Annotated in this window: 15 protein-coding genes; 12 read left to right on the top strand and 3 right to left on the bottom strand. The window is 53.5% G+C overall.

The genetic code is table 11. The annotated features are described in order from the left end of the window. Positions 1–64: 64 nt before the first annotated feature. The 6 genes from HLUCCO03_RS17560 to HLUCCO03_RS19430 all read left to right on the top strand — a co-directional run bounded on the left by HLUCCO03_RS17560 (position 65) and on the right by HLUCCO03_RS19430 (position 6,886). A complete protein-coding gene (locus HLUCCO03_RS17560; protein ID WP_051603820.1) occupies positions 65–811 on the top strand; it encodes a hypothetical protein in 747 nt (248 codons plus the stop codon). Between the two features lie 428 nt (positions 812–1,239). Continuing rightward, entirely contained in the window at positions 1,240–2,319 is a 1,080-nt protein-coding gene (locus HLUCCO03_RS17555) for an AI-2E family transporter (RefSeq protein ID WP_036197398.1), read from the top strand. Positions 2,320–2,470: 151 nt separating this feature from the next. Next, positions 2,471–3,847 carry a hemolysin family protein gene (locus HLUCCO03_RS17550; protein ID WP_027831569.1) on the top strand — a complete coding sequence of 459 codons (1,377 nt, stop codon included), beginning with the start codon at positions 2,471–2,473 and terminating at the stop codon, positions 3,845–3,847. After that, positions 3,844–4,860 carry a CNNM domain-containing protein gene (locus HLUCCO03_RS17545; RefSeq protein ID WP_027831570.1) on the top strand — a complete coding sequence of 339 codons (1,017 nt, stop codon included), beginning with the start codon at positions 3,844–3,846 and terminating at the stop codon, positions 4,858–4,860. The genes HLUCCO03_RS17550 and HLUCCO03_RS17545 overlap by 4 nt, the downstream gene beginning before the upstream one ends. Before the next feature lie 492 nt (positions 4,861–5,352). Next, positions 5,353–6,612, top strand: coding sequence for a tyrosine-type recombinase/integrase (locus HLUCCO03_RS17540; protein WP_367142377.1), 1,260 nt, complete (start codon positions 5,353–5,355; stop codon positions 6,610–6,612). Positions 6,613–6,718: 106 nt separating this feature from the next. Then, entirely contained in the window at positions 6,719–6,886 is a 168-nt protein-coding gene (locus tag HLUCCO03_RS19430; RefSeq protein ID WP_197025659.1) for a helix-turn-helix domain-containing protein, read from the top strand. A 33-nt stretch (positions 6,887–6,919) separates the two neighbouring features. On the opposite strand, the gene HLUCCO03_RS17535 is transcribed toward HLUCCO03_RS19430, so the two are convergent. Beyond that, positions 6,920–7,273 (bottom strand): hypothetical protein, encoded by a 354-nt coding sequence (locus HLUCCO03_RS17535; RefSeq protein WP_027831572.1) that lies wholly within the window; start codon positions 7,271–7,273, stop codon positions 6,920–6,922. A 162-nt stretch (positions 7,274–7,435) separates the two neighbouring features. Between HLUCCO03_RS17535 and HLUCCO03_RS17530 the strand changes: the two genes are divergently transcribed. After that, complete coding sequence (locus HLUCCO03_RS17530) at positions 7,436–8,689, top strand: hypothetical protein (protein WP_027831573.1); 1,254 nt, start codon at positions 7,436–7,438, stop codon at positions 8,687–8,689. 1,084 nt (positions 8,690–9,773) lie between these two features. Here the strand turns inward: HLUCCO03_RS17530 and HLUCCO03_RS17525 are convergent. Together HLUCCO03_RS17525 and HLUCCO03_RS17520 are read right to left on the bottom strand one after the other, a co-directional pair. Then, positions 9,774–10,727: an integrase domain-containing protein gene (locus HLUCCO03_RS17525; RefSeq protein WP_027831575.1), complete on the bottom strand. Its 954-nt coding sequence runs from the start codon at positions 10,725–10,727 to the stop codon at positions 9,774–9,776. Positions 10,728–11,698: 971 nt separating this feature from the next. Beyond that, the gene (locus tag HLUCCO03_RS17520) at positions 11,699–11,917 is read right to left on the bottom strand and encodes an antitoxin Xre/MbcA/ParS toxin-binding domain-containing protein (protein ID WP_027831576.1); all 219 of its coding nucleotides are present in this window, start codon (positions 11,915–11,917) and stop codon (positions 11,699–11,701) included. Positions 11,918–12,102: 185 nt separating this feature from the next. On the opposite strand from HLUCCO03_RS17520, the gene HLUCCO03_RS17515 reads away from it, so the two are divergent. The 5 genes from HLUCCO03_RS17515 to HLUCCO03_RS17495 all read left to right on the top strand — a co-directional run bounded on the left by HLUCCO03_RS17515 (position 12,103) and on the right by HLUCCO03_RS17495 (position 20,226). Then, the gene (locus HLUCCO03_RS17515) at positions 12,103–12,585 is read left to right on the top strand and encodes a hypothetical protein (RefSeq protein ID WP_036197400.1); all 483 of its coding nucleotides are present in this window, start codon (positions 12,103–12,105) and stop codon (positions 12,583–12,585) included. Positions 12,586–12,632: 47 nt separating this feature from the next. Further along, positions 12,633–13,853 carry a hypothetical protein gene (locus HLUCCO03_RS17510; protein WP_027831577.1) on the top strand — a complete coding sequence of 407 codons (1,221 nt, stop codon included), beginning with the start codon at positions 12,633–12,635 and terminating at the stop codon, positions 13,851–13,853. Next, on the top strand, positions 13,846–15,882 hold the full coding sequence (locus HLUCCO03_RS17505; RefSeq protein WP_027831578.1) for a phospholipase D-like domain-containing protein: 2,037 nt from the start codon (positions 13,846–13,848) through the stop codon (positions 15,880–15,882). The genes HLUCCO03_RS17510 and HLUCCO03_RS17505 overlap by 8 nt, the downstream gene beginning before the upstream one ends. Next, on the top strand, positions 15,879–19,778 hold the full coding sequence (locus HLUCCO03_RS17500) for a DEAD/DEAH box helicase (RefSeq protein WP_027831579.1): 3,900 nt from the start codon (positions 15,879–15,881) through the stop codon (positions 19,776–19,778). Before HLUCCO03_RS17505 ends, HLUCCO03_RS17500 begins: the two co-directional genes overlap by 4 nt. 298 nt (positions 19,779–20,076) lie before the next feature. Then, complete coding sequence (locus HLUCCO03_RS17495; RefSeq protein WP_155939914.1) at positions 20,077–20,226, top strand: hypothetical protein; 150 nt, start codon at positions 20,077–20,079, stop codon at positions 20,224–20,226. Positions 20,227–20,486: the final 260 nt, after the last annotated feature.

The raw sequence follows: 20,486 nt of genomic DNA, 5'->3' as shown, positions 1-20,486 counted from the left end.
TTCTGATAAGCTCCTTTCCAGGCCTGCCTCCGCGGCTTGAGACTGACATCGGAGCCAGATTCGTATGAACAGACAATCCGCTCGCGCCACCGTTGCTGCCCTTCTGATGGTGTCCTCGGCCGCTGCCATGGGGGACTGGACGCTGGATATAGAAACCGGTGCCCTTGGTTTCACCCGCAACGATGTTCAGATTCCCAATGACAGCCAGGGTGATCGCTTTGACCTTCTAGACCTGACAGGCAAAGGCCCCGATCCATACCTGCGCCTGAAGCTCGAACGTGACTGGGGCGAACGACACACCGTGACAGGCCTGTATGCACCTGTGCGGACGAGCGGTACCGGTACCTTTGACACCGATGTAAACTTTGCCGGGGAAACCTTCATCGCCGGCTCTGCGGTCCGGGCCAGCTACGAGTTCAATACCTACAGGATCGGCTATCGTTACACTTGGCGAGAGACCGATCGCTGGCGACTGCGGATTGGTGGCTCATTGCTGATCCGCGATGCCAACATCCGTCTGCGGCAGGATGATCGCTCCGCTGACGATCCCGATCTGGGCTTCGTGCCTTTGCTGGCCTTTGAGGCAACCCGCTTCCTGACTCCGCGCTGGTCTGCCGAACTGGATGTGGAAGGCCTGGGCGCACCCCAGGGCCGGGCCATCGACGCCAGCGTCAGCCTTAACTACCAACTGAAGGAGGATCTCAGCTTGCGGGCCGGATACCGGACGTTAGAGGGAGGAGCAGATAACAGCAGCGTATATACCTTCGCCTGGTTGCACTACGGGCTAGTGGGCGTGAGGTACGGGTTTTGATTGCGGATGGTATCCGGGTAATGGTACCCCGGCAGGACTATAATCAATGGCTAACCAGTTGAAAGATATTTGATAAAAGAAATATTAATATCCTTTGTGTCCCCAAATATACCCCCCAAAAAAAGGTTCTGCCACCGGGGTGAGTCCTGGTGCCAGAAACTAGCTATTCGAATGATCGCATCCTACCAATTGCAGTCTGCACTGTTGTAGGGTCCCTCAAGCCCGAAAAAATCCAGAGGTCTCCCGACCGCCTTTGCTCGAATTTTCGGGAGGAGCTTGTAGTAAAGGTAGCCGGCGGTTTTTTTGCTCCCTGTGTTACATTGCTATGTTCCCATCGGCGCCCTAGTATAAGCCCAGCAATACAAATCAGCATCCAGGAAGGTGCGAGTGCACAAAACGTATATCCCATTCGTTCGAGTAAGCTGAATTTGACTACCCGTACCGACAGCCCCGCCTCACGCTGGCTATTAATCCTGCTGCTGCTTATCGCAGGGTATTTCTTTCATGAGTTCCTTGTGCCTGTTCTTGGGGCGCTGATTATCGGCTTTGCAAGCTGGCCGATCTATCGCCGTCTTCATGAAGCGGTCAGTGGCCGTGATGGGCTGGCGGCCAGTATTGCTGTGTTAACGGTTATGGTTGTCCTGATCGTACCTTTGTCGATGGCTTTCACGTTTGCGTTCGATGAGGTTAAAAGTTGGGTGGAGTGGCTGATTGAGGCTAATCGCGATGGCGCCCCCATGCCCGACTGGTTGCGGACCCTGCCCCTGGTTGGCGAGTATCTCACTCCATACTGGCTGGAGCATGTCGACCGGCCACAGGCACTCAGTGAATTGGCTGTTCTGTTCAGTGGCGAGCAACTTGGCAATATCTACCGTTGGCTGTTGGCACTGAGTACTCAGGCATTTCATCTCCTGCTGATTCTGGTGTTCATGCTGATCACCTTGTTCTTCGTGTTCAAGGATGGCTACGTGATCGCAGCCCAGCTTGATCGGGTAGGGTCGTCAGTTCTGGGTGAGCGATGGGGGCGTTTTTCCCGAATGGTGCCTGCGACAGTCAGCTCGACGGTCACTGGTATGGGGCTGGTCGCCCTGGGAGAAGGGGTTGTATTGGGCACCGCGTACTGGATCGCAGGTGTTCCCTCGCCAGTGGCTCTTGGTGTTCTCACCGGGTTCATGGCATTGATTCCGGGCGGTGCCCCGCTGGCTTTCACTCTGGTGTCGATCTACCTGGCGGCTACTGGCGACATCATTGAAGGTGTGGCGCTCTTTCTGTGGGGATCGGTCGAACTATTTGTTGTCGACAAAACTATCCGGCCGACGCTGGTGGGTGGTCCGATCAAGCTGCCTTTCCTGCCCACGTTTTTCGGTCTCATTGGTGGCGTGACCACGATGGGTATCGTTGGCCTCTTTATCGGTCCCGTACTTATGGCATTGTTGGTCGCGATCTGGCGGGAGTGGCTTTATAGCCTGTCCGGCCCGACGACCAATCCTGAACAAGAGGGCAGCTGAACATTGCTGGGTGATATTCACTGGACCGAACTTGTAAGATGCCAGTATATTTAACACCTTTCTGGTAACCAATGGAGTACTGTGTGGACCCTGAGCCCGGCCGATTACGTAGACCGTTCTTCCTCACCTTTGATCGAGGGAGGGCGGTACGATGATTGGCACCGTCCTGACCTTGCTGCTGGGCATCCTTATTATTCTCGCGATCATCGCGGCCAATGGCTATTTCGTCGCCCAAGAATTCGCCTACATGGCGGTGGATAGAACCAGGTTAGCAGCGTCAGCCGCTTCCGGTGATGATTCGGCAAAGCGGGCCCTCGAAGTAACCAAACGTACCAGCTTCATGTTATCCGGCGCACAGCTTGGAATAACCGTGACCGGACTGATGGTAGGCTATGTGGCCGAGCCGCTGGTGGGTGAGTCCATGGGGATTCTGCTGCAGGGTACCGGGATGTCGATTGAAACCGGCATTGCCGTCGGTACGGTATCGGCGCTGGTCGTGGCGACGGTGGTTCAGATGGTTGCCGGCGAGCTTTATCCGAAAAACCTTGCCATTGCCAACCCGGAGCCACTCTCCCGTAAGCTCGCGCGCTCCACGTTGATCTACATGTCGGTGTTTGGCTGGATCATCAGTTTCTTTGACAAGTCCGCCAATCTTCTCCTCCGCGCAGTTCGAATTGAACCGGTTCATGACCTTGACGTAAGTGCGTCTGAGGACGATCTGCCGCACATCATCGCCAACTCCCGTGACAGCGGTGATCTGCCGATTGAGCTGTCGTTGATGATGGATCGCATCCTGGACTTCCCCCAACGCGATGTTGAGCACGCGATGGTGCCCCGTTCACAGGTGGATTGGGTCGAACCGGACACTACCCTGGAAGAACTCCGCAGTCTTATGGCGCAAGCCCACACCCGCTATCCGGTGATTGACGATGACGATGCCCCGGTAGGCGTTGTCCATCTGGCCGATGTACTTGCACGCATGGAAGCAGGGCAGGCCGACGATACCGTGGCCTCGGTGATGCGCCCGGCGACGGTGTTACCGACATTGATGCGGCTGCCTGATGCACTGGAGCATTTGGTGACCTCCACCAATCAGCTGGCCTGTGTCATTGATGAATACGGCGGCTTTGCCGGCGTTCTCACTATCGAAGACCTGGCGATGGAGATTGTCGGGGAAATAACGGACGAGCACGATGTTGAGGTCACCGAGGCGGTGGTGTCCGAAGGCGACAACACCTGGTTCATGGAGGGCGATGTGCATCTTGACGAGGTTGAGCGCGCCATAGGCTTTGGCCTGCCTCGAGGTGATGTGGAGACGATTGCCGGTATGTTGATTGCCGAGGTCGGAGCCCTTCCTGCGGAAGGTGACACTGTGAATGTTGATCTGCCGGTAGATCCCGCCGAGTTGGTATCCGATGAGCCTGTACGGCGACGGCTTGAAGTAGCTGTTTTGCGTATCGAGCGGCATGTGCCTACGGAAGTACGTGTAAAACTGGTCGAAGTGCCCATGACTGAGGATGACCAATGAACGATCCACTGATCGTCACCCTGGTGACTGTCGCCCTTATCGTCCTGAGCGGCTTCTTCGTAATCATCGAGTTCGCGCTGCTTGGTGCGCGCCGGCACCGGCTAGAGGAAATGGCAGCATATAGCCCCTCTGCCCGGGCTAGCCTGAGGGGTATGAACGATCTCACGCTAATGCTGGCTGGTGCACAGCTGGGTATTACGTTTTGCACTTTTGCGCTAGGCGCGGTCACCAAGCCAGCTGTCGACTACTGGCTCGGCCCGGTTCTGCTCACCCTGGGTTTACCAGACTGGGCAGCCGGCGGAGCAGCGTTCGGTCTGGCGCTGTTCGTTGTTACCTTCCTGCACCTGGTGGTAGGAGAGATGGCGCCCAAGTCCTGGGCGATTGCGCATCCGGAAAAGTCGGTACTCGCAATCGGCCTGATTGCCAGGGCATACATCTGGCCGTTACGCCCGCTATTGAATTGGATCAACCGGCTCGCCAACCGCCTGGTCCGGGCTTCCGGGGTGGAGCCGGTTGAAAGTGCTGCCGTCGGAGGGCAAGACATCGAAACCATTCGCCAACTGGTTGAGCACTCAGGAGAGGTGGGTACTCTCAAGCCCCAGATTCAGCAACAACTGGCCGGCCTGATCGATCTGGGCTCTCTGCCCGTTGAATCCCTGGTAACCGAAGGGGAGTCGCCGGTTCAGGTTGACCCGAGCGCCACGGTAGCTGACGTTCGAGCCGCGGCTATGGAGTCTGGCCACCTGCGAATTCTGATTCCCGGAACGAAAGGTCTTAAACCCCTTGTAGTCCATGTGCGCGATACACTCCTTGAGCCGGAGGACCGCCCAGCTCGCGAGGTTGCCCGTAAGGCTTTTGTGCTCGATTCAAAAACTCCGGTTTACGAAGCCCTGGCGCGTATGCGTAAGGCCAGCGTTCAACTGGCAGTGGTCAGGCGCGATGGGGAAATGGTGGGAGTGGTCACACTGGCCGACATTCTCAAGCGCGTTCTGCCGGCTGCCACAGCCGCCTGAGGTGACGGCTCGATGGTCTGTAGTCGTTCCGTTCCCCATCGTAGCCATTTTCTCCAGTAGCGCTATCAACCGTGCTGGTTGAGCCGAGTATTACACGCCAGGTCGGCGTCACAAGGCGATATCCCAACGATCGTATTACCGGCGGCTCAGGATGAGCAGTAATACCGCCTGGAGAAACGGGTAGCCAAGGCTGGCGAACGGATTCGGGATGTTCATAGGCCTTCAATCCCGATACTGGCGAACCCGTGGTTAACTTCAAACTGGATAAGCCGCCGTCACATCGGTTGAGCCCACAGCGGAGTTTCTGGGGTATCCTTCAGCGTTTGGGGCATAAAGCTAACCATAGTGGGGTCATTTCAGTTTGCACCCCCAGTTGTACCCCCAAAGACTATGGCTGAGCATGGATATCAATGGATGCTGATGGACTAGTGATAAGTTAAAACGTGTATAAAAAACGGCAGGTTGCGGGATTTTTTGGGTCTTGGTGGAAAAGTGGTTGGTACCCCCGGCAGGGTGGGTGGGATAGACGGTCTAGTTTTGCAATGTCGTCCGCCAGCGGCTGGACAGGAAATCGGTTCACGCTCTTGGCTTCTGGTCACGACGGTGGGCCTCCGTCGTCGCGAGATTGGCCTGAGAGGCTATCCCGATGTGAGCCTAGGAGAGGCGCGAGAGCAGGCCCGCCAGAAGAAGGAGGATATCCGCAATGGCGTGGATCCTGTTGAACAGAATCAGGAGCGAAAGGCCAGAGACCGTGAGCGCCAGCGGAAACAAGTCACCTTCGGAGAGCTCGCGGAGGAATATTACAAGATTAAAGAGGTCACTTTTCGCGGCAAGAACCCGCAGCGGCAGCGAAACCGCCTACGGAAGTCGATTGATCGATGTCTGCTGGAGATTGGTGATACCCAAATCGGCGACCTCACCGTTGAGGACGTCGTACGAGTTCTGAATCCGCTATGGACCACCCAAACACCGACGGCCACCAGAATTCGTCAGACTATTGCCCAAGTCTGGAAGCTGGCGGCATCTCGCAACTTGGTTTCCGGGAAGAATCCTGCAGATTGGGACGACAATCTGGATGGCTGGCTGCCACCGGCAAAGCGTATCCATCACACTAAGCATAAACCTGCGATGCGGCATCATGACTTGCCTGAGTTTATGAAATTCCTGCTGGAGCGAGACACGACGCCCGCCCGAGCATTGGAATTTCAAATACTGACTATCGCTAGACCGACAGAGGTTCAATTTGCTGAATGGCCGGAAATCAATCTCGACGAGGGAACTTGGACGATTCCAGGCTCGAAAATGAAGAATAGGAACCCGAATGAGCTCCACGTGGTGCCTTTGGTGCCAAGGGCAATAGAAATCCTCCGGAGCATGCCTCGGTCCGGACGATACGTATTTCCGGGTTACAAAGAAAAAGCGCAGATCAGCGAGAACGCGCTGAACAACACTGTGAAGGCAGTTCATCAAGAGTCTTTGAAGGCTGGCGGCAAAGGATTTATGGACCCTCGGTATAACAAGATCGCGTGTGCACATGGAATGAGAAGCTGTTTCAAGAATTTTGCTGCAGCCAAGACAGATTTTGATGATGTGGTCTCCGAGCTCAGTTTGGCGCATCTGGAAAGCGATGAGACCCGCGCAGCTTATCTGAGCGAACAGATCTTGGATCGTCGCTTGCAATTGCTCAACGCCTACGCCAGGTATGCATACACAGGAAAGTTGCCACGGAAACGCCGGCAAAAGGATTATTAACCATAAATCCTGAGTTTCTGCAGTTTTCTGGCAATTACACGCCCCAACCGCCCCTTGTTACCGATTAACTTATTGAGTACCAATTAATCGGAATGAGGTACATAACGTGTTTTACAGCATCAAAGAAGTCAGCAATCGTTACGGCGTTTCTCCCAAGTCCACCTGGCGTTGGATTCGTGAAGGGCGCTTTCCGAAACCAGTCAAGCTCGCCCCCAAGACTGCGAGGTGGCGAGAGGCTGACCTGCAAGCCTATGAGGACGGTCTGGACAGTTAATGGTCCAGAAATTCGACGGCAGAAACATATTGGTTAATGGCGGGTTCTGTTTGTTTCGAACCCGCCACACAGTATCGCTCTTTTCATTGCATCATGGTTACGCTGGCCCTTGGTTGACCTGTTTTTTCGGAACAGGGGGTGGGTTGGCGGGAAGCAAGCGCGCTGTTTCTTCTCCCTCTCAGCTCGACGCTGCAGTGCCAGTTTCTCTCGTTCAATCTCTTCCTGATGTAATTCCTGCTTGAGTTGGCGTAATACCGCTTTGGCGTTCGATGCGTTACCAAGCTGGCGGGCCAAATTCCTGCATGCCTCCACGTTGCCTGCTCGGGCACCCCGGGCGAGCGCCAGAAGGTGAGGGAGGTTTTTGGGTTCCAATATGCCGGCTTTCATACGTTCGTTCCTCAGGCTTAATTGTTGGTTGACCTTCAGCAACATTGATTTATCGACGCTTCAAAGCCTAGTGGAGGATGATGGCCATAAACCTTTTGAAATGTGATCAAATGTGGCAGCGTCTGAATTTCAGGGCTTTGTCGCCACAGTATCGAGGAGCATATGAAGAACAGAATCAGGGTTACACTTCCGCCACTCGATGTGTTCTTCCTTCCGCACGTGTCTGATTTTCTGCGAATCGCGCTCGGCGACTCAGGCTCATTTCCCCGTTTGGTAAAGACAATGGCGAATGCTGCCGGGGTTAAGGCACCGCATCTGAACACGTTAAAGAAAGCTGAGCAGAAGCCAGTAACACCCAGCACCGCGATGAAAATTAAACGCGTCTGGCACGCAAGTATTCCCAACAAGCAATTCCTAGAATTGATCGAAGCTGCAGTGGAGCCCTGGAACGGCCTCCAATTGAAGAACAATGGCTCCTCGTGGGTGGCTGCACTGGCGGGTGCTGAGAAGTCGAAAATTGGCTCGGCCCTCAAGGGATCCAGAGTTGCCAGCTTCCTTGAGAAGCGGATGGTCCAAGAGAAGGCTTTTCTCGATTGGGTCAAACAGGAGACCAGCCGACAACCGAATGAACAGCATAACCCCACCGTCTGGATTCGACGGGGTCAAGAGTTCTTGAGGAAGCACACCCTGGTGGATCCGGAACTCATCTTCTTGATCGCCGAGATCGACCACACAGCCAGAAATCCAGAAAGCGCAGAGTGGCGCAAGGGAAAGAGCATACTGCACTTGGTTAACCACCAATTGCGAGTCGATTTCTGCTACACGCTGCTCTGTGAGTTAGCTTTGGACGTGGCCGATTATCTTGTTGCACATGGGGCGTATGAAACGCACAAACAACAGTTGGTCGATCAGGGATTTGTGGGAGATATTGCTCCCCGAGCATCGGCTCAGGAAGCTCCGTCTGAAAAGGACAGACCTCTAATTCGGCTATTTGAGGTTTGGAAATATCGATTGTCTGCGCTCAATGGTGGTGACTTCAGCTATAGACGAATGGCCAGCTACTTGCCTTTGCCCGGAGACTGCTCTGAGGAAGAGTTTGCTTCTCGTGCATCTGAAACCCCTGCGGATCATAAGTACGGAAAGCTGAAGCGCTGGCGCAAAGGCACGATTCCCGATTTATCCGATTTTGAAACATTCATTGCCAGGCTCTGTGCTGGCCACGACTCAGACCATTATCTGGCGTGGATGAAAGCTCAGGTTGCGCTGGCATGGGGGCGATTGATCGATGAGGAAGAAGAGGCCCTTGCCTCAATTTTCACTACGCATCCAGATCTTCAATGTTTCAATGCCATCGGGTCCTACAGTACATATTGGAACTGTTATCAGAAACAGGCCGCCGACATTTCAGCGGCCTGATCTTGCATCGCTATTTACCCTTGGAAGGGGCATTCCCTCGGCCTCCTCCAGATGGCCGGCCGGTTGTGCTTGGCCAGTTGCCACCCGGATGACCGTTGGAGGGGCGAGAACTTCCTTTACCTTTTGACATAGGAATCTACTCCAGTTCTTGAGTGTGTTTTAAGGGGTTGGATCGCGAGGCACTACTGTTTGGTTAGATGCCAACCCGTTTGGTAGGGGCATTCATATACCCGCAAATGAATGTGGTTTTCGCAACCAATGATCTTTGCCCGAGCCTCTGCTCCCGCCTTAGTTGAATACAGCTCCTTGGTTTCTCCGTCGCTATCGGTGCAGAACTCGCAGGGTTTACTGGGTGTGTATCGCTCCTTGGGGGTTAGATGCCAATGTTGGCATTGAGGACAACGGTAATATGTGAATTCTTGACCGTAGAACAGGCTCGCATGGTCGGAAGCGCTCCAAGCCTCATATTCACAGTCGTAGGCTGCCAGTGGTTTGCCTGTTCGTTTGCTGACGCAACTGTCGAATGTGTGTCTCATCGGGTACTCCAGTTCAGATTGTGGATTTGCGTTTTCCAGGCAATGAGCTCTCTCATCACCTAACGCGATCATCGGAAATCTGAACCAGTGCCGGGAGGGGGCTCGGCCTGTGAAATTTTTCAAAGGACCGCACCCGAACAATCGGACGATCGTTTATCGACGATTTCGTGACCTGGTTTTCGTCACTCGTGAAACCACTCGCCGCCCTCCGCGTATCCGGTCCTGGACCAAGCCCAGGTAACCGAACCAATGCCGGTCTTTCCCCAGAGCCTTAATCATGAGCCGCATGGCACGGGTGTAATCAGCCATTGTTTTCGGTGCCAGGCCTTCGTTGTCGAACCAGGCCTCCCTCACATATTTCAGGTGCTTCAGCTTGATCTGATTGCAGTATCGGACCTCTGGAAACTGGACCTCAATAGCGTTTGCCATCGCCTGGATCCGTTGGATCGTTCAATTTTTAGTCGCATCAGAGGCACCCTTCTTCCATTTAATGTGCTGCGTAATGTCCCGGATATTCATTAGTAGCCCCCGATGTAGGAAGAGGCCACTTAGGTACGACCATGCCCCAGCAAGCGAGCGACCGTTTCACGGGCAATACGATCCAGTACTCGATCCCCGATAGGGGCGCGGAGGGGGCTGGGCCCCCGCACGATTTCTTCGTAAATGTCCTGAGCGAATCCACAGCGCAATTCCCGGAAGGAAGGAATCCCGCACTTTTTAAGGATTCTCCTGCAGCGCCCGAGCTCTCGACGGTAAAAGCTAATCGCGTTGTCTGTTTCCGACAGCAGACACGAGGAACCTGCAGGCCGAACGGAGAGAGCGAATTCAAGTGCCTCGCGCTGAAACTCATCTGCTTTGATTGTCCGGCTTCGGCAACGTCTACCCCCTTTTGTTCCTTCAAGAATGGCGGCGGATCCGGTTTCTGTTACCTCCTCCATCATCCGGTTCAGGTCCTGCAGAATGGACTCATTCGCTCTCATTCCCCAGGCGCGGGATAGCAGAACCACGGCAGCTCCGCGCTCGTGGCCGGACGCGATCATAAGATCTGCTGCGGTCTTTGTATCCGCTATGTCCGCCTGAATCTCAGTTTTACGGACGTTAGACCTGGCTACGCCGAGCGCTTTGCGAGCGGACAATTGCAACTTCTCATCTCGACGCATCGCGTACAGACAGGTGTTCACCGTCGAGATGAGATTGTGTGCATATGACACTGAAATCTTCGTGTCACGCTTACCATCGGCCCACTCGTAGGCATCATACAGGCGGTGACGTAGGTAGCTGCCATAGGCCTCCACAAGCTCATGATCGATATACCGGGCATCCCGGATGCCATGTCGCAGGCAGAATTCGACGAAGATTCTGATTCGAATTCCGTGAGTTCGGCGCGTCCCGTAATGCTGGTCCGGGCCAAAGAGGACGTTTAATGCCTTCACAAAGGCATACAGCAATTGCTTGCCGTAGCCGAAATTGCGCTGCTGGCTGCGCGGTGTTTTCCGTTTCATTGCTAAATTACCTGCTTCAAATAGTCTGAGATCGAAAGCAGCTGATGCGAGGCCAACCCTGCGGCTATGAGTGCCCGGTCACCTCGCTAACACTCCACCCCGTCGCCGCAGTCAGATACATAACCATGGGGAAGTCTCCTATGATCGTTGGGAGTGTCGTTCGTGCCGCTGCAGGCACAGTGTTTGTCCATTGCGAACCGTGGCTAACAAATCAGCGAATGCTGATCGTTGGGGTAGCGGAGGCGTCACGGAGTCAGCGTGACAATGCAAAAGATGGGCGTCTGATATGTGGATCAGGCTGAGGGGCGAACAGGTCGAATCGAGCTTGCCGGTGGTGATGCACCGGGGGAATGATTCCGCTCGAATCTGGTTTTAGTCAGGGTTTTCGACCAGTTCTAGTCCGAGGACCGGCTTGGAGGTATTGGAAATACTGGGGTTCCCAGCTCCAGGTCAATGCATCTCTCTAACGTTCGGTTGTCGCTTGCAGAGATGAGGGGGCCCAGAAGGGTGGTTGGGTTGGCGGAAATGAATTCCGCTCGGCTGCTGTGTGCAGTTTGGATCGGGCTTTGCCCTGAAGGAGACCGTTCAAGAATTGAAGGTCATTCGCGTACTGTTTGAGATTTAACGAAGGCCAGCTACCTCGCCGAGTGATCTCACTCGGATTGAGCCCCCATTATCAGAACCGAGAATGGGCTTGTCTACTCGCGTAAACGCAGAATTAGTGCAATAAGACCAATATGATGCCTGTTACCATGCGGCATTATGTGGGGCGCGAATACAGTCCGGGATTGTTTACTGGCCTCCCAGTAGACTCCAAGTGTACTTAGGAGCGATAACCTGGGATGAGCAAAAAGGAAACTCGCCCCGAAAGTCCATTACAGGTACATTTGGAGGACACTACGGGGCACCTGGGAGGAGTTTGAGCATCACCGGTGCACATCTTTTGCCGAGAAATCGTTCAGACAGGATTTCTAAGTCCAAACTCCGTGTTCGAGCCGGCCGATGATATCGAGCAGCTGTTGTGCTTGCTCGGAGGTATCAATGTAGTTGATGGGCACCTCGTTACCGATTGCAGGAAGAGGTTTTGATAGCCATTTTTCCGCCATCTCCTGATCGCCTTCGAAAAGCTCGGTAGCGTTGGAAATGACTTGAGCCCGAAGCCCTTCAAGGTCCGCTTTTAGATTGGCCATGTGAACCCTCGTCCTTCAGCCAGCCCGTTACTCTATCGATTCTATGCTGGTGGTAGGGGATAGTGAACCCTTGGAAATTTCTAACGAAGAAAGCAGTATTGATGACTGGTCAAATTCGCAGGCTAACTACTGGAGTCCGGAAGTTGGCAACATCCGATGGATGGTTCTAAGTTTTGGGAGAGGAAATGATTGAACTGCTGGAATCCTGGATTGATGAGATCAATGAGGCCCACAAAAGCGACCGCCGCCCCTGTTCAGTTTTACAGCACCAATTTGAAGGCTATTATCGCCCGGAGCTGCTCCGCTCATCCTATTTCGTGGTCGTGAAGGCTCTCCCCATGCCAAAGATGCCGGAGCTCAGAGAAGCAGGGTTGGGTGACTTTCTGGATAACGAGGACCAGCTCGGAGGTATCACCTACAAAGATACTTACTACCTTCTGCCAGATGTGGCCAGAGATATTGGTATCCACTTTCACGAACTTGTACACGTAATCCAATGGCGAACGCTTGGCGCGCGAAACTTTATACAGCGCTATATGGAAGAAATACGAAGATTTGGGTACAGCGAAAAGGCACCGCTTGAGGGGATGGCGTATGGTCTGCAGAGAATGTTCGAAAAGGGAGTAGTGTCCTTTGATGTGGAGAAAAAAGTAGTCGCGACCCTCTGACGAAAAGCGGGGGGTCCAGAATAATAAACAGAGGGATCTGAAACGATATGCCTTTCCTTTCACTCCTTGATGACCGAGCCAAACCCAAAGGTTCACGTGACCCACTGGGTTTCGAGCTTGTATGGACCAATTTCGGCCGAAAAGTAGTCGGCAACCTGACAACCATCACCAGCTCCGTCGAGAACTTCACCGTTGCGCTGCTCGGGTTCTATTGGTCACACCAGATTCATGGAAATGCCGACAAAGACAGTCGCGAGCGGCTAATCAGGGAGACGTTCCTCCGCTACGAGCAGCTTGCCGCCTACCTCCGGCACCAGTCCGGTAGCAAAGAAATCATGGGTATTACCCGCGTTCACAAAAATATGACAGCTCAAGCGGAGTCGTTAGCTATCAGCTTGAAGGCTCAAATTCTGAGCAATCAGGCAAGCTATGGATTGTGGGGCCTTTACAGTTCGGCCCTTAAAGATTCCGGGCTTGCAGAAGGAAGCGATCGGAAGCTTACGGCTGAAGGGGAGGCGCTTGCTGAAACAATCGCGAGGGATCTCAACTCCAACGAATTCATTCAGCTGTTCAGAGTCGACGGTCAGCTTTCCCGAAATGAATGTGAACGCTTGGCACCCCAATTTTGGGAGGCAATTCGAAAGGAAAGCGTTCGACAGAAGCTCACTCATGTCCTGCTTCGTGGGCACCAAAACCAAAATGCCTTGGTTCAAGGCGAGCTTTTCTCCGTAAGCGCAAAACTCGTAAGCGAGGGCAAATTGACCGATGGATTTGCCCAGAACCTGAATGAAGTTCAGAGCGCTGCATCAGCTGACTTGCAGAGGTATCTCGAAGAAATCCAGCGAGTAGAGCGTGTGCTGGTTGCTGCTAACAACGTGTTTTATTACCTGCTAACGCAGGATCATCGACCGGTTGCTTCAGTAGTGGAGCAGCTTGAAAGCCAAGCTTATGACTATGACCACTTGCCAGAGACTTTGCCCCAAGGGATGACGCGACGGAACGCGCTTTGTGAGATCAACGACAATCTGAAAGCTGGCAACCACTGGGGAGCAGTGAAAGCCGTCACTAAATTAAATGCGGACGTTATGAAAGCGAGGGGCGGTGCTCCCTGGGTAACCTGTGACGGCGACATTCTCAACGTCAAAGTGAAGTCAGAAACAGCTGTTCTTCGGTCCCAGAAGGCTCTCCTAGGTGACTGGGACTACGATTACTTCCTGGGCTCCTATTTTCGCATTGCCAAAGCGAACCTGGAGGGGCGTAATGGATAATGCGCAGATATCACAATACCTTGAAGAGCAGTTGGGAGGACGCCCAGTCAAAGCCGCTGTCTTCACCACCTACACGTTCGATCCCGCATTTTTTGAGCTCGAAGTTGTTCCTCTGCTCTTGCCAGAAAACAGCTCATTCTCGATCGATGAGCGGGTGAAACAGTTCCAGGTGCGAGAATCCCTCAGGGAAGCCGAACTGCCGATTGATGTCTTTTACGATCAGAACATTTTCCGTATTCAGGGTGAAAGCTCACCTGGGATGGAATACGGCTGCCACGGTGTTTCAGAAGGAAATCGTGCTTTCCACGCGAAGCTATCGTTTCTGCTTGTAGGTAACTGCGCTGGGGAAAGTGACTCCTTACTGATATCCGCCGGTTCCAATAACCTCACTAAGGCTGGTTGGTGGGATAACATTGAATGCCAGCACTGGGAGGAGATTGGCCAACGCGATGGTCACGGAGAGTTTCTGCAGGCATTGAAAAGGGATCTCGACTATCTGCAAGGTAAACAGATACTCCAGTCGGGCAATGGTGCTGTCGCAAAAATACAGAGATTTTTGGGCAGCTGTGTAGTAGATCCTGAAGCACCGCCGGTTCATTATTTCGGATTATCGAGTACAACACGGTTTCTGGACTTTCTATCGGAAGAGATCCGCCAGCTTAAAGAGCCCGTTGAACTGGAGATTATCTCACCATTTTTTGCCGACGACTCCAGGAATAATCTGCATAAGGCATTTCAGGATTTGGGCGTAAGTAATGTGCGCCTATTGTTGCCGCGTGATGACAAACAGGAGGCGCTTTGTAACCTCGATTATTTGGCTCACATTGATAGTTTGGAGAACGTCTCCTGGTCTGATTGGGTGCAAACAACATCAGAACCATTGGGAGTAGGGAAAGAGCCTCATCGGGAACTGCACGCCAAGATTTTCAATTTCATTGGCGCTGATCGGGCTCTAACCTTTGTTGGGTCAGTGAATTTCACCTACAAAGCGCTCAATGAGAATGTCGAAGCCGGGTTTCTGGTAGCTACGGATACCGAGTTGCTCTTGGAAGTCATCTCTGACGATCTGCCGGACGTTAGCCAAAGATCCCTAGACCCGGCACCCGGCGAGCAGGATCAGGAAGCTGAGGGTGTCAGGCCTCAGATCTCCCTCACCTTTGATTGGCTGAATAAAACGCTGAGCGGAGCAGTGGACTCTGAAAGCCCGATCGAAATTGATCTTATCGGCCCAGATGGGGTAGGCAATGCGGCAGTGACCGGCTGGCGTCTCAGAAACGTTTTGAGCGACTACACAGGCAACACCGAAGCTCTGGAGAAAGCGCTCGCCAATGGCTCCCTGATCCTCGTGTCTGGGCGGGTTTGCGATTCCGGTGAACTAATCGCTCCGCACCGTGTTTTACTTCAGCAAACGCACTGGTCGCACAAACCGCAACCTGAGCTCGCCACACTGTCTCCTCAACAGATCCTTGCGATTTATGCCGGAATGTCTCCGGAGCGCCGTCAACTGTTGCTGACCGACGCAAGGGTCAAACGGCTTTTTGAACTCGGCGAGCGAGGGGAAACCAGCCTGATCGAGGAGGCACCTCTGGAGAATGAGTTCTTCTCCGAGTATGCCGAGTTGTTCCACGCATTTCGCATGTTGCGACGTGACCTCAGCAATGAGCAATCCACAACTAAGAAGCAGGATTACTACCTCACCGGCACTGGTGTGGATAGCCTACCAACATTAGTAGGCCGAGCTGCGGCTGTACTCGAACCCGCTGAGGAGAGTGATCAGCCGCTCCATCCGGTCAGTGCGTATCTTTTATTACTCAGTGCCAAGGAAGTCTATCGATCAGCCCAATTTGCAGGTCGCCCCTATGTCACAGAGCAGTTGGAGTTTATCGAAACTCTTCTTCAACAGATACGCGAGAGCAAATTGATCAAACTGTCCAGTGAGCGTGAGGCTGATAGAGACCGGTTCTTCGATTGGTTTGAGGCTCAATTCCTGGAGCAGTACCGGGTCGAAGGAACGGAGGCCAGCGCATGAAACCTTACCCCATCCTCGACCTGGACTCTGCACGCCATATTCTTGATTTCAGTGGTGGTAGGGATGAGCTCAAATCGCTCGGCGAGGTCCAGCTCCGTGGCGCGGTTGCTCTCTTCAACATGATCAACACCGAGAATATCGGGTTAGGTTATCTCGCCGATGAAGTCGGAATGGGAAAAACCTACATAGCGCTCGGAGTTGTTGCGCTGATGCGGTATTTCAACCCGGCTCTGCGGGTTCTCTATATCTGCCCGAGTGCCAATGTTCAGGACAAATGGCTGCGGGAACATGCCAGCTTTATCGACAGAAACGTATGTACTGCTAGCTATCGAGTGCGTACTCCGGAGGGCAAGCCGGCTGCCCCCGTGGCTAAATGCGATAGCCTGGAAGATCTGATCCATACAGCGGCCTCAGGCTTTTATGCTGACTTTTTCGTTCGCAATGGCAGTTTTAGCTTTGGCTTGAAAAAAGCTGCCGATGAATACGATGAGGCCGCAATCAGAAGCTGGAATGAGCAGCGCAAGAAACTGCAGAAAATGTTACCCGCATTTTCGGTCCCAGGTGGCGACCCCACTCATCGTGGGGTAAAAGACGAGTTCGCCCGGGCCCTGAATTACGTGCTGCCCACTTTTGATCTGGTGGTTATCGACGAGAGCCACAATTTCAAACACGATTTCGATAGCAGCGACCGAAACCGCGTACTTTCTCAGGTCTTGGGTTTCTATCAAAACCAAAACGCTGAGGACAGACCTTTTCAGCGTCGCGTACGCAATGCCTTGCTGCTCTCCGCCACGCCTTACGACCGTAACTTGGAACAACTACGGAACCAGCTTGCTCTGGTAGGAAAGGACGGCCTGCTAAGGAACGCCCAGTCTGTAACGGACAAAACAGAGATTGCCCGGTTTATGGTGCGTCGCCTAAACCGATTGAAAATCGGCGACAAAGAATACACCCGCAATATGTACCGTGCGGAGTGGCGCGATGGGCAAAAGGCAGCGATTGAACTGGAAACGGATGAACAGAAGTTGGTCACGGCCCTGGTTCAGAAGAAGGTTGGCGATGCACTTGGTCACAAGCATGGCTCTCCGTCCTTTCAAATGGGGATGCTCGCATCTTTCGAGAGCTATGGTGAAACCACTCGGTCCCCCCGGGTGGAGTTCGATAGCGAAGACCCCGATGATAGAGGGCGCGATGCGCAGGACCGGAACGTGGTTGGCGCTATTGTCGACAGCTATGTAAATGCAAATCTAGGGCGCTCACTGCCACACCCTAAAATGGACACCGTTGCAAAGCAGTTGGCCAATGCGGTTTTTCAGGAGAACCGCAAACAGCTTGTATTTGTGCGTCGGGTGAAAAGCGTCAAAGAACTCAAGCAGAAACTCGATGAATGCTATGACGACTGGCTGGTCAATTACCTGAATTTCCGCCTGCAAGATCGCCCAAAAGCACTGAGCTCTATGCAAGGCGTGATCAGCGAATACCGTGAAATCAGCCGATTCAGGGACGAGCGCATAGATGAGGGCCTCGCGGAGGAGGGCAGCACTGGAGAGGCGGAACTCCGGCAGCCACCCAAGAACGACAACCTCTTCAACTGGTTCTTCCGAGGCGATGCGCCAAAGCCTCAAAAAAAGAAGACCTGGGGAGATCTTTTAACGCCGGATCAGGTGAGGCAAAGCCTTTCGCACCCAACGCGCCTCGCAAGCCCTCTGTTAGAGGTGAATTGGGCAAAGCTCATCTGTTTTTTCAGCGGTGTGGATCTACGCCAAGTTATCGAGCAATGTTTGGCCGCTGCAACCGAAACGTCCCTTGCTGATCTTGGAAAGGTTCAGGCACAGGAGTACCTCCGGAAATTCAGGCTGTCGCAACTGTTTTTCCTGGATGCCTGGGTAAACCAACTCGGACACAGCACTTTTGCGCCACTTCGAGATCATCTTCGAGCTTCCCTCAGTCATCAGAAATCGCAGGAAGATGGTGCTCCACTAGTCCCTCAGGATGTTCGAGAGCAGCTCTGCTTACCAACATTGTTCTCTGAGCTAGAGGCCAGCGACGAGCTGAGGGGGCAAATCCTGCCAAGTTTAGGAAAGGTGCTTTGTCGGCTGACTGAAACGACAGCTTCGACTAAACCTGAGGACACCCAAGCGCTTCTGAGGACCGTCGATATACACACAGCACTTATATCGACGGTAATTCGCACGGGCCACGGCATGATTGATCTTTACGTGTCGCGGTTGAGGCAGGGAGAGGGAGATCTCAATACCAACGTCCTCATTGGCTGGATTAAAGATTTCGTTGCTGAGTTAACTCGACAGCCCCAAGTACCCGGGTTTTCCACCTATCGTGAGCTAAAGGGGCTGGCGGATGAGCTGCCGGCAATATTGAAAGCCAACCTTCCAGGCATTTCTGACCTGGGTACCAATGAATATCGCCGCTATCTGAGTAACCAGCTAAACCCAATTGCCCCGACCATTGGTGCCACGGGCGAGACCAATGCGCCGGGGCAGCGCTCAGCCCAGGCCCGCAAGTTTCGTATGCCAGGGTATCCATTGGTACTTGTGAGCACGAACGTGTTTCAGGAAGGGGAAGACCTACACCTATTCTGCGACAGCGTTGTCCACTACGGCGTATCAGGCTCGCCAGTGAGCATAGAGCAGAAGAACGGCCGAGTTGACCGCGTTGGCTCACTGGCACAGCGGCGGCTCACTCGTGAAGGCTTCAGCGATCCGGAAGAGGATGACTTAATACAGGTCAGTTTCCCTCATGTGAAGGAGAGCATTGAGCGCGTTCAGATTCGTCGACTCTCGGAAAGCATTAATCGTTACATGGCCTCGCTCCATGAGATCGGAAGCACCGTCGCTTCAGACAGGGAGGAGATTGCCGAATCCGAAATCGCCGATCGCACCCGAATAGAGCCCCAGATAAGAGATTTCCTGGAAAGTCCTTTTGATCCGGTAGATCCAAGATCTGATATGGGACACCTAAGTTTTCTCAAACAGCAGATCAGGGAGACTCAAGAGCAAGTGCAGGCGAACGTCGATCAGGCGAAGCAACTGATTGCCTCAGCGCTCGGTGTAAGGTCCGGTGAGCGCGGTCGCTGGCCATTGAGCGTTAACCTGAAGGTCAGCGACCTGGTCGGACAGGTATCCGATATAGCGGAGGTTCGACTCACGACAGCGAGGGCGTCAGGAGAAATCCTTGCCCGAGTCGTAGTTGATCACCAGGACGGTCGTGGAACCCAAGTCCAGATAGGATCCCATGCGGAACTGGCGACGTTGATGCACCAGCAGTCCTGGACCACGCTCCATAGAACCTTTGCTTACCAAACTGCCAGGAACGTTTGGCGATTGGCATACGATGCTGAAATGCTGGTGGGGGATGAAATCGTAACGGTCGAGAGGGATATGACGGCGCTACTGGATCGGTTTCATGAAAGGCACGACCCGAAGCAATACCGACCGCCAGGCTTTGTCGTTTCTCAACATCTCGAACGACTTCGGCAAGTCCAAGAAATTCAAGTCGGTCAACAGACCCTTAAGGTGGATGTGGTCGATTCCGGGAACACGATCGGGCTCCGGTTTTGGTTCAAAGAGGGCGAATTACAGCGCTCCCAGACCGTCCTCCTGTCGGAGTGCGACGGGCAGTGTATTTTTATAAGCCCCGCAGTCCCTTCGGACGTTGTGAGGATACTGGCTGTTGAGAAAATTGTAGAGCTTACCTGGGAGCGGAATCGATCTACCGACGTGGTCGAGTTCATGCTGAATGACCACCAGGAGATTGTCGGCCGCTGCGTGCATCCGGTTGATAGCCTGCATTGGCGGGAATTCATCTACTGTGCTCATGTGCTGGCGGTGGAGAGTGACCGGCTGGAATACTTGGTCTGCGAGGAAGATCAGTTCTGATTTGAAATGCTCCGGCGTTAGCTCGCGAAAAAGTAGCGAGCCCATGGAGCTGATCTGTGGACTTCCCCCGGAGAATAACCAGTGAGTCGGCGGCGCCCGGCTGGTTTAAACCGAGAGGGTAGGTTGGGTGAAATGAATAACGAGTTGGGGGTACGCGGTACCGTAGCTGATGATCATAGAAACTCTTAGAGCAGTTCACCTCAAGCACCGTCTTCACGAAGGCGATGTATCCGCACACACAAAATCTGCGCAAACCATTACTAAGGAGTGGCAGGCGGCAGTCTGTAACGAGGGCGTGTTGAGTGAGGTAAGGGTTTCCAAAGCAAACAATGAGCGAATCGACGTGGTGGATCTGGGCACCAGGATTGCCTATGAACTCAAAGTCTCCGGCAAAAATACCCACCACGAGTTCTACAAAGATCTGGTGAAGGTGCTCACCTACAACTAGTATCAGGCTCCAGAGCAGAGCCTGATCAAACTGGTATTCATCAGTGAAGAGGCGGGCATCCGGTCACTCCAGACGCGTTTAGACACCCTGTTCCTCAAGATGCTCGAATCAAAGCATTCGCTGCACATCGAGCTTGTCGGTATCTGACTTGGACTTGGATCAGAAACGACCTTGGAAAAAGCCAGCGAATCAAGCACTATCAGTCTCTACTCCGCAGCCTGTGAATCGTCGCATCACAGTCTGTGATGATCCTGCATAGC

It is taken from the genome of Marinobacter sp. HL-58 (genome assembly GCF_001314605.1).
Lineage (GTDB): Bacteria > Pseudomonadota > Gammaproteobacteria > Pseudomonadales > Oleiphilaceae > Marinobacter.
The sequence above is the reverse complement of the archived record's forward strand: the minus strand, read 5'-3'. Positions and strand labels throughout refer to the sequence as shown.